This window comes from Hydrogenoanaerobacterium sp. (genome assembly GCF_032017025.1).
Classification (GTDB): Bacteria; Bacillota; Clostridia; order Oscillospirales; family Ruminococcaceae; genus Hydrogenoanaerobacterium.
In genome coordinates this window covers 18,172-36,826 of sequence record NZ_DALZQO010000020.1, presented here as the reverse complement: position 1 = coordinate 36,826, position 18,655 = coordinate 18,172, and the positions used below count along the sequence as shown (strand labels likewise).

12 protein-coding genes are annotated in these 18,655 nt (G+C 48.5%); 1 reads left to right on the top strand and 11 read right to left on the bottom strand.

Features of this window, described 5'->3' with window-relative positions:
* Positions 1–81: 81 nt before the first annotated feature.
* The 11 genes from gltA to hprK all read right to left on the bottom strand — a co-directional run bounded on the left by gltA (position 82) and on the right by hprK (position 17,950).
* Complete coding sequence (gltA, locus tag RTV33_RS11755) at positions 82–1,470, bottom strand: NADPH-dependent glutamate synthase (RefSeq protein ID WP_312644471.1); 1,389 nt, start codon at positions 1,468–1,470, stop codon at positions 82–84.
* Between the two features lie 34 nt (positions 1,471–1,504).
* On the bottom strand, positions 1,505–2,344 hold the full coding sequence (locus RTV33_RS11750) for a sulfide/dihydroorotate dehydrogenase-like FAD/NAD-binding protein (RefSeq protein WP_312644469.1): 840 nt from the start codon (positions 2,342–2,344) through the stop codon (positions 1,505–1,507).
* Positions 2,345–2,531: 187 nt separating this feature from the next.
* Positions 2,532–6,566, bottom strand: a complete 4,035-nt coding sequence (locus RTV33_RS11745; RefSeq protein WP_312644467.1) for an Ig-like domain-containing protein — start codon at positions 6,564–6,566, stop codon at positions 2,532–2,534.
* A gap of 27 nt (positions 6,567–6,593) precedes the next feature.
* Positions 6,594–8,066 (bottom strand): family 10 glycosylhydrolase, encoded by a 1,473-nt coding sequence (locus RTV33_RS11740; RefSeq protein WP_312644465.1) that lies wholly within the window; start codon positions 8,064–8,066, stop codon positions 6,594–6,596.
* A 345-nt stretch (positions 8,067–8,411) separates the two neighbouring features.
* Positions 8,412–9,386 (bottom strand): 6-phosphofructokinase, encoded by a 975-nt coding sequence (gene pfkA / locus RTV33_RS11735; protein WP_312644464.1) that lies wholly within the window; start codon positions 9,384–9,386, stop codon positions 8,412–8,414.
* Positions 9,387–9,532: 146 nt separating this feature from the next.
* Positions 9,533–13,054: a DNA polymerase III subunit alpha gene (locus tag RTV33_RS11730; RefSeq protein ID WP_312644462.1), complete on the bottom strand. Its 3,522-nt coding sequence runs from the start codon at positions 13,052–13,054 to the stop codon at positions 9,533–9,535.
* 3 nt (positions 13,055–13,057) lie between these two features.
* Entirely contained in the window at positions 13,058–13,993 is a 936-nt protein-coding gene (whiA, locus tag RTV33_RS11725; protein WP_312644459.1) for a DNA-binding protein WhiA, read from the bottom strand.
* A 19-nt stretch (positions 13,994–14,012) separates the two neighbouring features.
* The gene (gene rapZ, locus RTV33_RS11720) at positions 14,013–14,879 is read right to left on the bottom strand and encodes an RNase adapter RapZ (RefSeq protein WP_312644458.1); all 867 of its coding nucleotides are present in this window, start codon (positions 14,877–14,879) and stop codon (positions 14,013–14,015) included.
* An 89-nt stretch (positions 14,880–14,968) separates the two neighbouring features.
* Positions 14,969–15,880, bottom strand: a complete 912-nt coding sequence (gene murB, locus RTV33_RS11715) for a UDP-N-acetylmuramate dehydrogenase (protein ID WP_312644456.1) — start codon at positions 15,878–15,880, stop codon at positions 14,969–14,971.
* A 107-nt stretch (positions 15,881–15,987) separates the two neighbouring features.
* A complete protein-coding gene (locus RTV33_RS11710; protein WP_312644455.1) occupies positions 15,988–16,944 on the bottom strand; it encodes an ROK family protein in 957 nt (318 codons plus the stop codon).
* Positions 16,945–16,987: 43 nt separating this feature from the next.
* The gene (gene hprK, locus RTV33_RS11705; protein ID WP_312644454.1) at positions 16,988–17,950 is read right to left on the bottom strand and encodes an HPr(Ser) kinase/phosphatase; all 963 of its coding nucleotides are present in this window, start codon (positions 17,948–17,950) and stop codon (positions 16,988–16,990) included.
* A 275-nt stretch (positions 17,951–18,225) separates the two neighbouring features.
* On the opposite strand from hprK, the gene RTV33_RS11700 reads away from it, so the two are divergent.
* Positions 18,226–18,655, top strand: a 430-nt coding sequence (locus RTV33_RS11700) for a glycosyltransferase (RefSeq protein WP_312644453.1), incomplete at its 3' end; no start/stop codon positions are given.

Below are 18,655 nucleotides of genomic sequence, written 5' to 3'. Positions count from 1 at the left end.
AAAAATGCGGACAAAATGCAAGCATTAAAAAACCGACGAGCCATTGCCCGTCGGTTTTTTCTATGCAGAATATAATCTGTACTATTTATTTAGAATGTATTCTTCAATGGAATCGGCAGCAACCTTGCCTGCACCCATTGCAAGAATAACGGTAGCCGCGCCGGTAACCGCGTCACCGCCCGCAAACACGCCCTCGCGGGTAGTGTTCATCTTATCGTCTGCAACCAGGCAGCCGCGTTTGTTCGCTTCCAGCCCCGGGGTAGTAGTGCGAAGCAGTGGATTCGGGGAGGTGCCAATGGACATAACCACGCTGTCAACAGGCAGTTCAAAGTTGGAGCCTTCCATCTCGATCGGTCTGCGTCTACCCGACGCGTCCGGCTCGCCAAGCTCCATCTCAACGCACTCGATTGCGCGAACTCTGCCGTCTTCATCGGGCAGAATGCGAACGGGGTTGGTGAGCAGCTTGAAGATGATGCCCTCCTCCTTCGCATGGTGCACTTCCTCCGCACGGGCGGGAAGTTCCTCCATAGAGCGGCGGTAAATGATGTAGACGTTCTCTGCGCCCATACGTTTTGCACAGCGGGCAGCATCCATTGCAACGTTGCCTCCACCCACAATGGCAATATTCTTACATTTATCGATTGGGGTATCGTAACCCTCTTTGTAGGCTTTCATCAAGTTGATTCTGGTAAGATACTCGTTGGCAGAGTAAACACCGACCAATGCCTCGCCCTCAATGCCCATAAAGCTGGGAAGACCTGCACCGGAACCAATGAACACAGCCTCAAAGCCCATTTCGCCCATCAGTTCGTCAATGGACAGCACCTTACCCATAACCATATTGGTCATGATTTGAACGCCCATCTCTTTGAGCTTATCAATCTCTTTTGCAACAATTGCTTTAGGCAGACGGAACTCAGGGATTCCGTAAACTAGCACGCCGCCAGCGGTGTGGAATGCCTCAAAGATTGTGACCTCGAAACCCTTTTGTGCCAGGCTGCCAGCGCAGGAAAGCCCTGCCGGGCCTGCACCGATTACCGCAACCTTGTGCCCGTTGCTTGCTGGCTTTTCTACCTTGTCGGTACCATTTTCTATATACCAGTCTGCAACAAAGCGCTCCAGCCTGCCAATTGCAACAGGCTCGCCCTTAATACCACGCACACACTTGCCTTCGCATTGGTTCTCTTGCGGACAGACACGGCCGCAGACAGCAGGCAGCGCATTGGTGCTGGTAATCGTTTTATACGCTTCGGCAAAGTTGCCTGCAGCAACCTGTGAGATAAACTCGGGGATGCGAACATTGACCGGGCAGCCGTTTACGCAGGGTTTATGTTTGCAGTTCAGGCAGCGAGTCGCCTCTTCAATTGCCATATCTGCGGTATAGCCTTCGGCAACCTCTTCAAAATTTTTATTTCTGATATTCGGGTCCTGTTCCGGCATGGGAACTTTTTTCGGAGCCATATTTGGCATGTTGTTCAACCTCCATTTAGTTCTGCATTCGAAATTATTCCGGTTTGGCATTGAGCATACGACACTCGGAGGTATCACAATGCTCTCTGTTTTTGTAGAATGAGTTGCGTTTCATCAGTTCGTCATAATCGACCTCATGCCCGTCAAAGTCGGGCCCGTCAACGCATGCAAACTTGATTTTGCCGCCTACTGTAACACGGCAGCCGCCACACATACCGGTACCATCGATCATAATGGGGTTGAGTGAAACCAGTGTTTTTATTCCATAGGGTTCGGTAACTTTTGAAACAAACTTCATCATTGGAATCGGGCCGATTGCAATGACAAGATCGTAGTTGTTGCCGGCATCGATTAGGCTTTGCAGTTTGTTGGTTACAAAGCCCTTTTCGCCATAGCTGCCGTCATCGGTGGTGATGTACAGATTTTTGCATACTGCCTTAAACTCGTCCTCTAAAATAACGATGTCTTTGCTGCGGAAGCCTGCGATAACATCTACCTCGGCACCATTTTGGAACAGCGCCTTTGCAGAGGGATATGCAATTGCATTGCCGACGCCGCCGCCGACAACACAAACCTTTTTATAGCCGTCAAGATGCGTAGCAGTACCGAGTGGACCTACGAAATCCAGAATGGAATCTCCCTCATTCATTTGAGACAGCATGATAGTGGACCGCCCCACCGCTTGAAAAATAATGGTGACCGTACCACGCTCAATATCGGTATCTGCAATAGTAAGAGGTACACGCTCTCCATGCTCATCAACACGAAAAATAATGAACTGCCCTGCTTTTGCCTTTTTTGCAATAAACGGCGCTTCAATTTGCATTAGCGTAACGGCGCTGTTCAATTGTTTTTTCTTTACTATTTTAAACAAGGTTAGCACTCCCTTTATAAAAATTTTAGCAATAATCATTAAATTGATAGCATTAAGATGATAATTTATCATCCTTTTTTTAAGTATAACGCAAATCAGTGCCTAAATCAACAGAAAAGAGCAGGAAGTTGCAAAAGTTCCTGCTCTTTTTGATAATTTTTTATTAAACTAGAATGCCATCCTGTGGTTAAGATGATTCCGTCGACGAAGATGATTCCGCTGACGAAGGCGGTTCCGCTGATGAAGACGAAGATTGCTCTGCCGACACATTGATTTTACAGGTAGCGGTTTTTCCGTTCTTTGTCTTAACCGTAATTGTGGCACTGCCCGCCGATACTGCCGTAACCTTACCACCTACTACAGTGGCAATCGCATCATCGCTGCTGGACCATGTAACGCTGCGGTCCGCCGCGTTCTCCGGTAACACGGTAGCTACAAGCTGAGCAGTTTCACCTGCTTTAAGAGTAAGATTTGATTCGCTGAGCTGCACCTCAGAGGGTTCTACCGTGGCAGGAGGCGCGGAATATTTACCGGTTACCTTGCAGGTAGCCTTTTTACTTCCGTCTTCGGTCGTAACCGTAATCGTAGCCGTTACATCCTTGGTAATGCTTGCGCTCACCGCAACCAATCCGTTTTTGTCAACGGTAATCTCCTTGTTATCCGATTTCCAGCTGACCTTTGCGTTGGTTGCATTGCTGGGTGTCACCGTTGCAACCAGCTGCTTGGATTCACCCGCATTCAGCGTAAGTGAGGTTTGATCAAGCGTTACATTGGTGACAGGGACTATTTTGTCAATCACCTTGATAGTGTCATAATCGGTTTTCGTAACACCACCACTTTTTGCTGTAACCGTAACCTTTACATTACCAGCAGCCTTAGCGGTGAGTACACCGCTGGTTTTATTGATGGTGGCTATGTTGGAATTGTCGACCGACCATTCATAGGTGACATTGGTGGCGTTATCCGGCGTGGTAAACGCCTTAAAGGTATAGGTTTTGCCTACTTCCATAATGGATGGAGGGTCAGTAATGGTGACATCCTCAAGCACTATACCTTTATCCGTGACTGTAACGGTGCACTTCGCTGTTTTGCCGCCATCCTTGGTGGTTGCAGTAATGGTTGCGGTGCCCTTGCCCTTTGCAGTCACTTTACCGTCAGTGCTTACTGTGGCAACAGTTTCTTTACTGGAACTCCAGGTGACCTTCTTGTTGGTTGCAGAAGTAGGCTTTACAGTTGCCTCTAAAGTTTCAGAGCCGCCAACGGTAAGCTGCAAGGTGGATTTGTTCAGTGAAACGCTGGTTACCGGTACATCCTCTTCACTGCTGTCATCTCCGCCATCGCCATCTTCAATATCTCCCCCCGAACTGCTGCCCGCGGCAGATGCCAAGTAACTGTTAATACCCTGTGCAATTCCCTTGGCAAGAGCGTATTGATAGTCGCTGTCGGTCAGCATCGCATATTCATCCGCATTGGATACAAACGCGCTTTCAGACAGCGTAGCTGCAAACTGCGAAGTTCGTGTCATGTAATAGCGTCCGCTTTTTGCTTTCCGGTTTGTAATGTCGAGTGCACTCGCCATATTTGCAGAAACATTGGATGCAAGACCCGACGCGAAGTTATAGAAGTAAAACGCCTCCGAACCACGCGCACTGGAGCTTGTGCTGGAGTTTGCATGCACGCTTACCAGAATATGCGGATCAAAGCTTTCCGCCTTTGCCATTCTGTCCTCAAGCTCAACGAATCTCGACGTACTGGGCATGCTTACGGTTGCACCGTTGCTTTCGAGAATGCTCTTAAGCTTTTTGGAAACCGCAAGGTTGATATCGTACTCGGTCATGCCGCCGTCACTTGGTGAAATATAACCGTCGGCACCGGTACTATCGGCCGAGTGCCCGGTATCAATGTAAACACGTGCACCGCGTAGCCCCCCGGGTGAATTCTTAAAGCGGAAAATCAAGTCCCCGCCGGAATACTCGGCTGTGTAGCCGATAAAGCTTCTGGAATTACCCAGCTTGAGGGTAACAGTGGACCCCGACCACGAAGCCGAAGTGAACAACGGGTTGCTGCCCACCTTTGAGCTGCCGGGGGTTGAAGTAGTGTAATGGAACTGAATGGATATGTTTGAGCCGGAATGTTTTAAGGTGTAGGATACTTGCTTGTCCGTCTTAAACGTCACCCTGGTAACGCCCCCACCGCTCGAAACACTCATGCTACTTACCTTATTGCCGTTGAGATCTGCACCACTGACGGTGCTGATGTCTTTGGAATAAACACGCCTGCCGGAATCGAGCAGGTAGTAATAATGTGTTTTATTCCCATCGTTATATTCTAACTCGTCACTGACAGTATAGTCACGAGCACCGCGACCGATTGGAAAATAATTACCGTTGGAAAGATCATCAAGAGTATCATCGGGGAAGGTTTCTGCCGCCGCGGCTTTTACCTCAACGAGCTGCCCATCGCCGATAGGTGCCTTGGGGGTGATAGTGACTGCCGCACCGGTGAGTGTTTTACTCATGCCGTTTGAGGTAGCCGTCACCACGATATTGCCGATGTTCTTATTGGCAGTTGTAGTAGGTGTTTTGTAGTTACCTACAAATTTTACATATGATTGGTTTTTATCGATGTTATCATCCTCGGTGGTGGATTTTGTCATCGCCACAGTTGCACCGTTGATGGTTGCCGATACCGTCGCATCGGGGTATGCCATCGCAATAATCGAAACCGTCATTCCACCCTCAACGGTGAGGTTGCCGGTAGGTGAAATCTCTTTCAGTACCTGAGTCTGGCGGGTAATCGTATAGGTTTGCACATCGCCTTTGTGCTCAAACTTGAATACGTTTGCACCCTCTTTCAGATCTGCGGTGATACTGAAATAACCATTTGCATCGCGCTCAACCTTTTCACCGTTCATTGTCAATTCAAAATCCGGTGCAGATGCACCCATAAGGGTGTAGGTTTGCTCTGCAGTGGTAATGTTTGGCTTATTTGGTTTGGTGAGCGCCAGCTTGGTAAGCACGTTTGCAAGGTTCACCTTGGACTGGAACGCGCCGAGCAACGTTGTGGTGCTCTTTTCGGGGTCTGCAGTCAGCGCTTTGAGCGAATCGAACACGCTGCCCTCATAACTACTCACTTTTTTCGCCGCCACATACTGCTCAACCAGCTCTGTGGGGCTTGCCCAGCCTTTTTCATCGGTAACCGCCTTACTGGAGGCATGAACCGGATACAAAGGAATATCGGCATCGCTTGCAACAGCGCCCCACCAGGATACAACCGATTCAAAAGGAATGGCACCATCCGTCGTAGAACCACTCGCTTTGACCGCAACAAAGTCAGCCAGGCCGTCCTCCACCCATTTTTTGGTATCGGCGTTGCCATCGATCAGCGACTGATATGTAGCATTGGTGTTAGAGCCCTGCTCGTCGCTTGCCTTATTTGCCCATACCGCCGTAGTGTAAAGACCCACCTGTGTGGCAGGTGCATTTTTACGAATGGCATCGGAAGCTGCCTTAAATGCCGAGGTGGACATAGAACGCATGTAGTTTTCGTAGCCCATACCCGAACCATTCGCCTGATAAGCAGCGAACCCTCCACTTGCCTGATCAAGGTAAAAATCATCCAGATAAATACCGTTGAGCCTGTAACGCTCGGCAAAGCTTTTGGTGTCTTGCACAATCTGATCGATTACGGTGTTATCAACCTGTGCAGCAGAACCAAGCACAGAAAATGTAGCATAGGTGAGCAGATTTTTCTCGGTCGCCTTTTCTTTGATATAGCGCAGTACATCAAAGCCGCCCATCGAATCAGCAGAACCGTAGATGGTGCCGTCTTTGTACGCCGTATCAACAACCACGGCATTTGCGGTAAAGCTGACCGCGTCTGCGATTGCCTTGTCTACCTCTGCTTTAACAGCTGTTTCGGTAAGTTCACCCGCCATAAAATCAGAGCCGGGCACCAAGAACACCGCGCGCAGCTCACTAGGACGGTTAAAGCTTAAAGTCTCACTGCTCAGATCCTCCTCATCTTCTTCTGAGGAGGACGATTCACTGTTTTCGTCATCGGACGATACGTCGCTGACCGAGCTGTCGTCTTTTGATGACTTATCGGGGCGTGTTCCCGCATGGAATGCCGCAAGCACACCTGTTGCCAATGTAATGACAAGGAAAATGGATGCAAGAAGAATTGCAATTATTTTTTTATTGCCAAAAATGTTTTTAGACACTAATTTTAAACCTCCGCTGCGAGTAATCTAATCGAGAATTGACTCTAAGTTTTTAAGTTCCTTCGCAACCTGCGATTTCACGCTCGAATCGGGATTAAACAGCGAATCGTAGCGGTAGAGAGCAAAGCCCTTGTAGTTATCCTGCTCACGAGCGGAATCTACCTGCCGCTTCATGATGTTTGTGTTATTGGCAAAGTCGTTTTCTGATGTGCCGATTTTATACGATGCAAGACCCACGTACAGCTTTACCTTAGAGGTTTTAATAATATCGTCCCATTCCTCCAAAATCTTTTGGTACGGTGCGCTGCTGTGTTTGAAGCCCCAATAAATCTGCGGGCAGATGTAATCGACATAGCCGGTATTTGAAACCCATTTTTCTACATCTATGTACTGTGAATTGTAGTTGTTGCTGCGGTTACCCTGTGGGCTAATACCGAATTTGCAGGATTTGTTGATGGATTTTATTGTGCTGTAAACACGCTTTACCAGTGTATCGACGTTGCTTCTGCGCCAGCTTGCCAGGCTAAGCTTGCCGCCGCCCGATTTGTAATCGTCATAGGCCTCTTCGTCAAAGCTCTTGTCGGGTGAGGGGTAGAAGTAATCGTCGAAATGGATGCCATCCACCTTATAATCCGCTACAATCTCCTTAACGCCGTTCACAATCAGATCCTGTACTTCTTCCCTTGCGGGGTTGTAATACAGGCCACCGTCGTATTCAATCACGTAATCGGATTCGGTTTCGAGCCATTCGGATGCAATGTTGCTGGAGGCAAGCTCAACTTTACTGCCCTTAGAGCGGATGCGGTAAGGGTTGAGCCAAGCTTCAATTTTAAGCCCGCGTGAGTGAGCCTCAGAAATCATGACCTCAAGCGGATCGTAGCCCGGGTCTTTGCCCTCAATACTGCTGCCGTTGATGAGGTAAGACCACGGAAAATAGCTGGAACGGTAAAGTGCATCGCCAAAAGGGCGCACCTGTACCATAACAGTGTTGAGCCCTAGATCAACACAATTATCAAATGCCGCACCTATGTTGTTGCGGAAGGAAGTTCTGCTCTTGCCTTTAATCATAGGCGAAAGGTCGAGGTAAGATATCCAGACGGCGCGTACTTCCCCTGAAACGGAAGGACTGGAGCTCGACTCATTCTCTTCAAAATTCTCTGAACTTTCAGAGGAGCTCGAAGAGCTTGAGGAACTGGAGGAACTGCTGCTGGATGCCGGCTGGCTCGAGGAACTCGACGAGCTGCTGGAAGGCTTGGATGATGCGGAAGAACTGGAGGAACTACTGCTAGAGGAAGATGAGCTTTCTGATGAATCTTCTATCGCGCTGATGTTATTTGCATCGGGAAACTCGCCTTCGGAGATCATCGACTCCTCATCTTCTCGTGAGAGAATCGTACCCTCCGAGCTGACAAGGTCTTCAGGTGCACTGGGTTTTCCGGTACAACCTCCGGTGGAAAGGGCTAATGTTGCTGCAAGAATGAGTGCAAGAATTCGTTTCATGTTGACCCCCACTGATTGTAATATAATAAGCATAAAACAAGCTGTCAATAGCACGGAAGACCATAGTTATCCAATTTTATGGTCACTTTCATAATATACTGAAAGTAAATAATTATCAATAGTTAAGTGGTGTTTCTTCGACATTTTATTGCAGAATTCGGTAATTTATTGGGGAGAAAAATTTGCCAAATTCTTATTCTGTCAAAATAACTATTTTTTTGCAGCGTGAGCAAAACAGATTCTACTAAGTGTATGATGTTTTTTGTGTCAATATGTTCTTGTCCGAACATAAAAACAGCCTGTATGAATTATGCATACAGGCTGTTCGCAATCTTTTATCCAGTTTTACAGGGCAACTTCCTCTGCGATTTTAACTGTGTTCATGTCAATGGTTTTTACCATTTTCAGGCCCTCGAGGATATCGTAATCGACAACTTCGCCGCACTGCAGACCAACCACACGGTTACCAATACCCTGCTCCAGCAGTTCAACTGCATGGTAACCCATTTTGGTAGCAGCAACCCTGTCGGTCACTGTGGGGGCACCGCCGCGCTGAACATGGCCAAGCACGCATGCGCGAGACTCTATACCTGTACCCTCTTCGATCTTCTTCGCAATCTCCTCAACGCCGCCAATACCCTCAGCAACCATAACAATAAAGTGCTGTTTGCCCGTTCTGTGCGAGCTGATAATTTTATCAATTACGTCTTTTTGAATATCGTACTCTACCTCAGGCATTAAAATAACCGATGCGCCGCAACCGATACCGGTATTGAGCGCGATGTAGCCTGCTTTTCTGCCCATAACCTCAACCACCGAGCAACGGTCATGAGATTGAGAAGTATCGCGCAATCTGTCAACCATATCACATACGGTGTTCATGGCTGTATCATAGCCGATGGTGTATTCGGTAGAGGAAATATCGTTGTCGATGGTGCCGGGAATACCAACACAGGGAATGCCCTTGAGGGACAAATCGCGCGCACCGCGATAAGAGCCGTCACCGCCGATTACAACCAAGCCTTCAATACCCATTTTCAGGCAAGTTTCTTTTGCCTTTTCAACGCCTGCATCCTCACGAAACTCGGGGCAGCGCGCAGTGTAAAGGATTGTACCACCTCTGTGCATAATATCGGAAACCGAAAGGAAATTCATCTCAACCATATCACCGTTGATTAGGCCATTGTAGCCTCTTCTGACGCCTAGTACACGCATACCTCTGTGCAGCGCGGTTCTGACAACCGCACGAATTGCGGCATTCATACCAGGTGCGTCACCGCCACTGGTTAGGATGGCGATTGTTTTTTGTTTGTTTTCCATAATGAGCTCTCCAATCGTATAAAAAATCATTCTTAAATAAAAATGTAATTGATAATAGTTTGCTGAATACGACAAAAAATATTGCAACCTTATGAATTATAATTGATTTCTTCACGAAAGACAAGTAACAAATGTCTCATGTTTATTCATTTTTCCACAATTTTAACGTTTTGTTCCCCCAATACGGCACTGAGCTCCCGGATAAGCACATCGTTCAAATCTACCCATAGGTTTTTTGGCGCTACCGTCAACTTACCTGTGTCGGCAAACATAACATAAACCGGCGTGCTACCCTCAAAAATTTCAAGCAGATTTTTGGTTCGCTCAAATACTTCCGAAACAGCTGACGGCGCTTTAATGAAAAGCTCCCGACGCTTACCTTTATCGCTGTACACCGCCCCGCTATAGGGGGGGCGCGCCTGCGGTTCGTTTCTCTGCTGCTGTACACTGTCTTTTGCAGAGAGCCTGTCCTCCACGCTGGAAACCTTCTCGCAAATCAGCTTGGCGGGTTCTTCTTCACGTATACTCACCCTGCCCGAAAACACCGCAACCTCACCTTTTTGCAGCAGCCGGTTATAATCTGTAAGCACCTTCGGGAACACCACAACCTCCATAGAGCCGGTGGTATCCTCTATGGTGAGAAATGCCATAGTGTCGTTCTTACGGGTTGTTTTCACCGATTTGCCGACGATAATTGCTACAATATCAACTGGGACGTTGTCGTAATGCTCGTTCGCAACCTCTAGAATTTTGTGTGCCCCTATCGTTGCAATCGCACTTTGGTATTCGCTGACGGGATGCCCTGACAAAAACAAGCCTGTGGTGTCCTTTTCCATTTCAAGGCGCTCACGCAAAGTAAATTCTTCTACATTCGGCAGTGTGTATTCTTCTTTTTTAATCTCGGCTGCCGCTATTTCAAAAAAGCTCACCTGCCCTGCAATATTCTTATTTTTGATTTCATCAAGGTTTGCAAGCACTGCCTCGTAGCCCAAAAGCATTTGGCGGCGGTTGACCCCAAAGCTATCGAGCGCGCCGCATTTAATCAAGCTTTCCATCGTACGCTTGTTTAGGTCTTTGCCGTGCATACGCTCGCAAAAATCCGTAAATCCATCAAAATGTCCATTTTCCCGCTCAACAATTAGGTCGCCAATAAAGCCCTTGCCAAGATTTTTGACGGCTAGCAAACCAAAACGGATATCCTTGCCTACAACGGTAAAGCCCTCGTCACTGAAGTTGACGTCGGGCGGCAGCACCTTGATTTGCAGGCGTGCGCACTCGTCGATGTACTCGATGACCTTATCGGTATTATCCAGCACACTGGTCATCAGCGCTGCCATAAACTCTTTTGGATAGTGACATTTCAGATACGCAGTTTGATACGAAACTGTGGCATATGCCGCCGCGTGCGATTTGTTGAACGCATAGGCAGCAAAGGAGTTCATCTCATCAAAGATATCGTTTGCTATCTTTTCGGGCACACCGCGGCGGATGGCACCCTCGCACTCCCACGTACCATCCTCAAGCTGAATGCCGTAGATAAAGTTATGCCGCTCCTTTTCCATGACATCTGCTTTCTTTTTACTCATGGCGCGGCGCACCAGATCGGCTCGCCCATAGGAGTACCCCGCAAGCTCGCGGCAGATCTGCATTACCTGCTCCTGATACACAATGCAGCCGTAGGTGACATCCAGTATCGGCCTCAGCAGTGGGTGCTTATAGGTGACAAGCTCGGGGTTGTGACGGTTTTTAATGTAGCGCGGAATCGATTCCATCGGACCCGGGCGATAAAGTGATATTACCGCAATCATGTCCTCAAGCGACCGTGGCCCCAGCCCGCTGAGGGTACGGCACATGCCCGCCGACTCAAACTGGAATACGCCCTCGGTCTCGCCGCGGGTAAGCATCTCGAATACCGCTTTATCATCCTGAGCAATTTCGTTGATATCAAAGGCGGGGTCATACCGATTGATCATCTTCTGAGAATCGCTGATGACGGTGAGCGTACGCAACCCCAGAAAATCCATTTTGAGCAGCCCCAGCTCCTCGAGTGTTGTCATGGTGAACTGTGTGACAATGGACTCGTCGTTTTTAGCAAGCGGCACATAGGTATCTACCGGGTTACGTGTAATAACAACGCCCGCCGCATGGGTGGATGAATGGCGCGGCACACCCTCCAGGCTGCGCGCCGTGTCGATTAGCTCTTTGAGTTTTTCGTCCGATTCATAGTAGCCTTTGAATTCGGCAGATACGGCGAGTGCCTTATCGAGTGACATGTGCAGTTCCATCGGAACAGACTTTGCCACGCCATCCACCGTTTGGTACGGAATGGCGAGCGCCCGCCCTACATCGCGCAATGCACCGCGTGCCGCCATAGTACCAAAAGTGATAATCTGTGCTACATGGTCGGAACCATACTTTGAGACAACATAATCGATTACCTTCTGGCGCTTTTCATAACAGAAATCGATATCAAAGTCGGGCATACTGACGCGTTCGGGGTTGAGAAACCGCTCAAACAGCAAATTGTAGCGGATAGGGTCGATACCTGTAATGCCGATGCAATAAGCCGCAATGCTGCCCGCACCCGAGCCCCTGCCCGGGCCGACGGGGATATCATGGCTGCGGGCGTAGTTAACAAAATCGGACACGATGAGAAAATAGTCTACGTAGCCCATGTTTTTAATGACGCTAAGCTCGTAGGCGAGCCTGTTCCGAATCGATGCATCGGGGTTTTCTCCATAATGCTTCTGTAACCCCCTGTAGCAAAGCTCACTGAAGTATTCGTAGTTGTCCTGCCCGCCCGGAGCGGTGAAATAAGGCAGCTTGGTCACACCAAACTCAAAGTGCAGGTCGCACATCTCAGCAATTTTGATGGTATTGTCGAGTGCACGCTCCAGCTGAGGAAACGTTTCGAGCATTTCACTGCGGCTTTTGATGTAAAACTCGTCGGTGGCAAACTCCATATCGGAGGGGTCGTCAACCGTACGGTTGGTTTGAATACATACCAGCACATTCTGCATCTTACTGTCTTGCTTGCGGATGTAGTGGGCATCGTTGGTAGCAACAAGCCCAATACCCGTTTCCTCGGAAAGCTTTACAAGACTGGGCAGAATTACTTTTTGCTCACGAATGCCATGGTCCTGAATCTCGATGTAATAGTTATCCTCACCGAATATCTGCCGATACATGAGAGCGGTCTCTTTGGCAGCGGCGTAATCGCCTTGCATCAGCTTGCGCGGCACTTCGCCCGCAAGGCAGGCGGAAAGCGCAATCAGCCCCTCGTGGTGGGCTCTCAGCAGCTCCAAATCGACGCGCGGTTTGGAGTAAAAGCCCTCGATAAAGCCTTGAGAGACTATTTTGATAAGGTTTTGATAGCCTGTCTCATTTTTGCACAGCAGTACAAGATGATAGGGGCTGGTGTCCATTTTATATACCTTATCGAAACGGGTGCGAGGCGCGACATACACCTCACACCCGATGATTGGCTTTATCCCCTGCTTCTCGCACTCCTTATAAAAATCGATCACCCCGAACATAACGCCATGATCGGTGATGGCGCATGCTGGCTGACCGAGTTCTTTGACACGCTGAACCAACCTGCTGATGCGGCAGGCACCGTCGAGCAGGCTGTATTCGGTATGTACGTGCAGGTGCACAAAGTTCTCCATAGGTTAGCTCCTTTTTGCCGGTTTCTTCTGCCGCAGCTCGTTTGCAATGTTGGATAGGCGCTTTAGGCGGTGGTTTACACCCGAGCGTGTGAGCGGCGTGGAAAGCGCCTCGCCCAGCTCACGCAGGCTCATTTCGGGGTTGTCGGCCCGCAGCTCTGCAAGCTCACGAAGGTCATCGGGCAGAAAATCAATGCCTCTAGCTGCAAAAATATAGTTGATGTCCTCAAGCTGCGCTGCGGCAGCCGTGACAGTTTTTTCAATGTTGGCGGTTTCACAGTTGGTGACGCGGTTTACCTTGTTGCGCACGTCTTTGTAAATTTTAATGTTCATCAGCTGCAGCGAACAGCTTGTTGCGCCCATGTACGTCATCATATCCTCAATCGCCTCGCTCTCTTTGAGATAGGCGATGTACGCCGAGCGGCGCTGAGTAAGCTTTGGCGTTTCAAGCACACTGGAAATAAGCGTGATAAGGTCTTTGCATAAGTGCATATGCGGCGTGACAAATTCGAGATGGTAATTCTTTTTCGGATCGGTAATATTACCGCACACCAAATAAACACCTGTAATGAAAGCGTTCAGCCCTTTATCCGATTGAATGTTCTGCATATTGATGCGCAGGCTGACATCATCGGACGAATGACCGAAAAAACGCAGGATATTTACCCTGTCTTCCTCGGCTTCTACAGTGGCGGTAAAGATGGTACTACCGTTCTTTTTTTCAAACTCCGAATAGAGAATGCTGGTTTTGATGCCAATGAGGTCGATGATGTAATCGCAAAACAGACGTGCAGTTTGCTCATGCTCGGTTTGAATTGAAATTGCCTGCTTTGAAAAGTTTTTTGAAAAAAGCAAAAGACCATAGGCCTGCGCGATTTTAAGCTCGCGCTCGGTCGGTCTTGCTTCGTAAATCTCCTGTTTCAGTTGCTGTGCAAACGACATAGAGGGGCTCCCCCTTCTTTTATCTTTTAACCTTTAACATATCACGGTGATTGCGCACCACGCGATACCCCTTGTCGGCAAGAAATTTGCCGAGTTTTTCGGTAAACACCACAGAACGGTGTTTTCCGCCGGTACAGCCAATGGCGATCATTAACTGGGTTTTTCCCTCTTCCACATAAAGCGGAACGAGATATTCCAGCAGGTCGCTCAGTTTGGCAAGCAATGTGCGGGATTGCTCGAATTGCAGCACATAATCCTCCACCGGTTGGTCTTTGCCTGTTTGATGCTTAAGTTGTTCTATGTAGAACGGATTGGGCAGACAGCGGACATCAAATACAAGATCCGCCTCACTCGGTAGCCCGTATTTAAAACCAAACGACATGCAGTTGATGAGTAGACGTGTGTTATCCCCTTGCTCAAAAATATCAAAAATCTTATCGCGCAGCTGGGCTGCGGTTAACAAAGAGGTGTCGATAACATAGCTGGCTTTCAGCTTTGCAGGCATCAGCAACTCACGCTCAAGATGAATTGCCTCCTCAATCGACGATGTTCCGCTTTCACACAGCGGATGCTTGCGGCGCGTTTCTTTGTAGCGTGTAATGAGCACGTCATCATCACAATCAAGAAATAAAATGCGGTAGTGGTTGTTGTTCATCTTGAGCTCTTCAAGGCTCTCAAACAACCCACCGAACAAATCGCCGCCGCGCGAATCCACCACCATAGCAACCTTGTTTATTTTTCCGCCAGACTGCATGCAAACCTCAGAAAATTTGGCGATTAGCGCGGGAGGAATGTTGTCAACACAGTAATATCCCATATCTTCCAGTACATTTGCCGCACCTGATTTACCCGCGCCGCTCATGCCTGTTACAATTAGAAATTCCATTTTTTCTCCAACCTCTCGGGAAGAATTGCCGCAGCACTTCGTTTTGCTGCGCGCAATCCTCCGGGATTAACTCTCCTCAAAATAAATGCCTAGCCGGTAATATGCTTAATCTCACACTCCAGCTCAAAGCCTGTTTTTTCCTTTACCTCGTCCTGCACCACCTTCACCAGTGCCAACACATCGGCACAGGTAGCATGGTCGTAGTTGATGAGAAAGCCCGCATGCTTTTCGCTGACCATAGCGCCGCCGACACGCCTGCCCTTTAGCCCACAACGGTCAATCAGTGCGGAGGCATAGTCCCCTACCGGGCGCTTGAAGGTGCTGCCGCCGCTCGGAAATTCCAGCGGCTGCTTTGTAACGCGGCGGTTCATCAAATCATCCATTTTTGCTCTGATTTCGGTGGCGTCTCCAACGGAAAGCTGAAAGCGCACCTCGGCAATACAGCAGCCATTATCGGTATAGGCACTGTGGCGGTAGCCAAAATTGCAGGCATCGCCGCAAATTGTCTCCACCTCACCCGCCATCGTAACATGCGTTACACAGGCGACAATATCTTTCATCTCACCGCCGTACGCGCCCGCATTCATATAAACAGCACCGCCCACATTGCCGGGAATACCGTACGCGAACTCCATACCGGTGAGGGAATGCTCCCACGCAAAGGTACAAGCCTTTGCAAGGGTCACACCGGCTTCACAGACGAGCTGATCGCCGTTTTCAATACGAATGCCGCTGAATGCACCGCCGACTTGTATCACCGGGCGGGCGATACCCTCATCACACACCAGTAAATCTGAACCGTTGCCAATGATGAGCGGGGTTACCCCTGCTGTGTTGCAAAAACGCAGCACCTGTTGTATTTGCACAATGGATGAGGGTTTGACCATGACTTTGGCATCACCGCCGATTTCAAAGGACGTATATTCCTTCATCGGCTGGTTCGTGAGGCAGGTAATTTGATGTTCCTTACAAAACTCGACAAGCTGCTCGTTCGTTCCCATAATACACCTCTGGATAATTGATAATTTACATGATAAATTGGCACAACAAAACGAGGCATCCTATGTAACCAAGGAGCACAGATGCTGCCGGCAGAGCGGTGCACAATTTATAAGTTATCTGCCAAATTGCCTAAAAATGCTGCGCCAATAATGCCTGCATCGTTGCCAAGCTGTGCGCAGGCAAGTCTGGTGACGGTAGAGTCGCCATAGATTTGAGCAGAAATTTTTTCACGGATTCTCTTAAGGAAGGGCTCGCCCTCTTTGCTGATACCGCCGCCGATAACAATCAGCTCGGGGGCAAAGATATTAATATAGTTTACGAGACCGTAAGCCAAATATTCCACATAAGTATCAACAACCGCCTCGCCGTAAGCATCGCCCTCGCGCATTGCATCAAACGCAGTTCTACCGCTTACCTGCTCAAGGCTTTCGGCAAACTGCCACATTTTACTGTCTTTATGTTCTTGCATTGCCTCTTTGGTGAGGTTGATAAGCCCTGTTGCAGAAGCATAAGCCTCAATGCAGCCATTTCTGCCACAGGTGCAGTGTCTGCCGCCCATAACAATACCCATATGGCCCAGCTCACCGCCCGCACCGTGGGTACCAGAGTAAATTTTGCCGTCGAGGATGATACCGCCGCCGACACCGGTGCCAAGCGTAATGGCAAGCATATTCTGCACACCTTTGGCAGCACCCGCAACCGCTTCACCGTACGCTGCCGCGTTGGCATCGTTCTCAACGTACACTTTAACGCCCAGACGCTCCTCCATCATTTTTTTGATGGGAACGTTGTGAAAATCGAGATTGTTTGCATAGCCGATTACACCGGTAGTATGGTCGACGGTGCCCGGAGTGCCCACACCTACCCAATACACATCTTTCAGAGTGAGGCTTGCATTCTTGAGCGCCATATGAACCGCAGCCGCCATATCATCGCAGATCGGCTCGGCGGGACGAATTGCGTTGGTTTTCATCTTGCTGCGAGAGATGATCTGATAATTTTCATCCACGACGCCAACCGCAATATTGGTTCCTCCGAGATCAATGCCAACATAATATTTCATATTTTCTGTCCTTCCATCATCAACTTACTGTCTGATTTATTGCTTAAAAAGCATCCCATTCGGAGGTGCCCATTGCATTTGCATCTTCCAGCATGCCAAGCTTTTGCAATAGCTCCTGCGCAGCATTATAGCCCATTTTTTTCGGACGATTGTTCATTGCGGCAACCTCGATGATAACCGCAAGGTTACGCCCTGGCTTTACTGGAATGGTAAGCGAGGGTACCTTGTTACCGAGGATTTCTGTGTGCTCACTGTCCATACCCATACGGTCGTAAACCTTGTTATTGTCCCATAGCTCAAGCTGAATTACCATATCGATTTTTTCGGTGACCTTGACAGCCCCCATACCGAAGATACGGCGGGCATTGATGATACCGACACCGCGCAGCTCTAAAAAATGGCGGATGTTTTCGGGCGAAGTACCAACCAAGGAGCGACTGGAGACGCGGCGGATTTCAACCGCATCATCTGCAATAAGGCGGTGGCCGCGCTTAACAAGTTCGATTGCTGTTTCGCTTTTACCAACTCCGCTCTCGCCCAGCAGCAAAATGCCCTCGCCATAAACCTCAACCAGTACGCCATGGCGGGTGATGCGGGGTGCAAGCTCTATATTGAGCATTGCCGCGAGCGCAGAGTAGAAGCTTGTGGTGGCATCGACAGTGCGTAGCAGCGGCACTTCGTATTTGATGGCGCACTCCACCATCATCGGTAGCACATCGAGCTCGCGCGCAATAATAACGGCGGGAGGCTTTAGTGAGAAAAATTTATCCAGGCGCTTCGCAAGCTTTTCCTGTGAAAACAGTTCCAAATAGCCAAGTTCCGCCTTACCCAAAATCTGGATACGGTCTTGGTCAAAGAAATCATAAAAACCTGCAAGCTGAATACCGGGGCGGTTCAAATCCGCACAGGTCACCAAAATTTGCGAAAGCTCACAGGGCGCGTAAATGGTTTCAAGAGACAAATCTTTTGCAATTTTTTCAAAACTTACCGAAAAGCTGTTGCTCATTTTATCAGTCCTTTTGTTAGAATGTGGAGCGCTCCGAACAGCGTGCATAACTAATAAATATTATACCCTACAACATCCGCAGATTCAAGCAAATGTAAATAAGATGACTGCGTAATAAAGTTTTTTACCCATTTACCACATTTTAATGAAGATTTCTCGTATTCTATCTCGTATAGATATTTGAAAGAACTGTTATTTATGATATACTAGCTATATGAAACAATTGATACATTGTGCTTCTTTAGCCAGCAAAATATTATTCTACGGAGGATATTATGAGAGTTGCCCTTTTTACCGAAACCTACCTTCCCCACATTAATGGTGTTGTTACCCATGTGAAGATTTTAAAAGAAGGTCTTGAAAAGCTGGGACATCAAGTTCTCGTGGTGACTGCTGACTATAACACCCGCAGGCATTATATGAAAGACGGCGTACTTCACTGCCCTGCAAAACGAATGCGCCGCTTCTACAATTTTGGTGTCGCTGCCCCGATCAGCGAGCGCAGGCTGAAATTCATTCGCGACTTTAATCCTGATATTATCCATATTCACAATGAGTTTGGTATTGGTATTTCGGGTGTGATGGCAGCAAAGATTTTGAAAAAGCCATTGGTTTACACACTGCATACGATGTATGACGAATATATTTACTACATTGCACCGCCGAGATTGGTGGGGGCGATGACAAAGGTCAGCCACCGTTATA

What these genes read in the sequence shown, in the direction of transcription:
- gltA (WP_312644471.1), bottom strand. Translation starts at nt 1,470, where the DNA reads ATGCCAAATATGGCTCCGAAAAAAGTTCCCATGCCGGAACAGGACCCG.
- RTV33_RS11740 (WP_312644465.1), bottom strand. Translation starts at nt 8,066, where the DNA reads ATGAAACGAATTCTTGCACTCATTCTTGCAGCAACATTAGCCCTTTCC.
- pfkA (WP_312644464.1), bottom strand. Translation starts at nt 9,386, where the DNA reads ATGGAAAACAAACAAAAAACAATCGCCATCCTAACCAGTGGCGGTGAC.
- RTV33_RS11730 (WP_312644462.1), bottom strand. Translation starts at nt 13,054, where the DNA reads ATGGAGAACTTTGTGCACCTGCACGTACATACCGAATACAGCCTGCTC.
- whiA (WP_312644459.1), bottom strand. Translation starts at nt 13,993, where the DNA reads ATGTCGTTTGCACAGCAACTGAAACAGGAGATTTACGAAGCAAGACCG.
- rapZ (WP_312644458.1), bottom strand. Translation starts at nt 14,879, where the DNA reads ATGGAATTTCTAATTGTAACAGGCATGAGCGGCGCGGGTAAATCAGGT.
- murB (WP_312644456.1), bottom strand. Translation starts at nt 15,880, where the DNA reads ATGGGAACGAACGAGCAGCTTGTCGAGTTTTGTAAGGAACATCAAATT.
- RTV33_RS11710 (WP_312644455.1), bottom strand. Translation starts at nt 16,944, where the DNA reads ATGAAATATTATGTTGGCATTGATCTCGGAGGAACCAATATTGCGGTT.
- hprK (WP_312644454.1), bottom strand. Translation starts at nt 17,950, where the DNA reads ATGAGCAACAGCTTTTCGGTAAGTTTTGAAAAAATTGCAAAAGATTTG.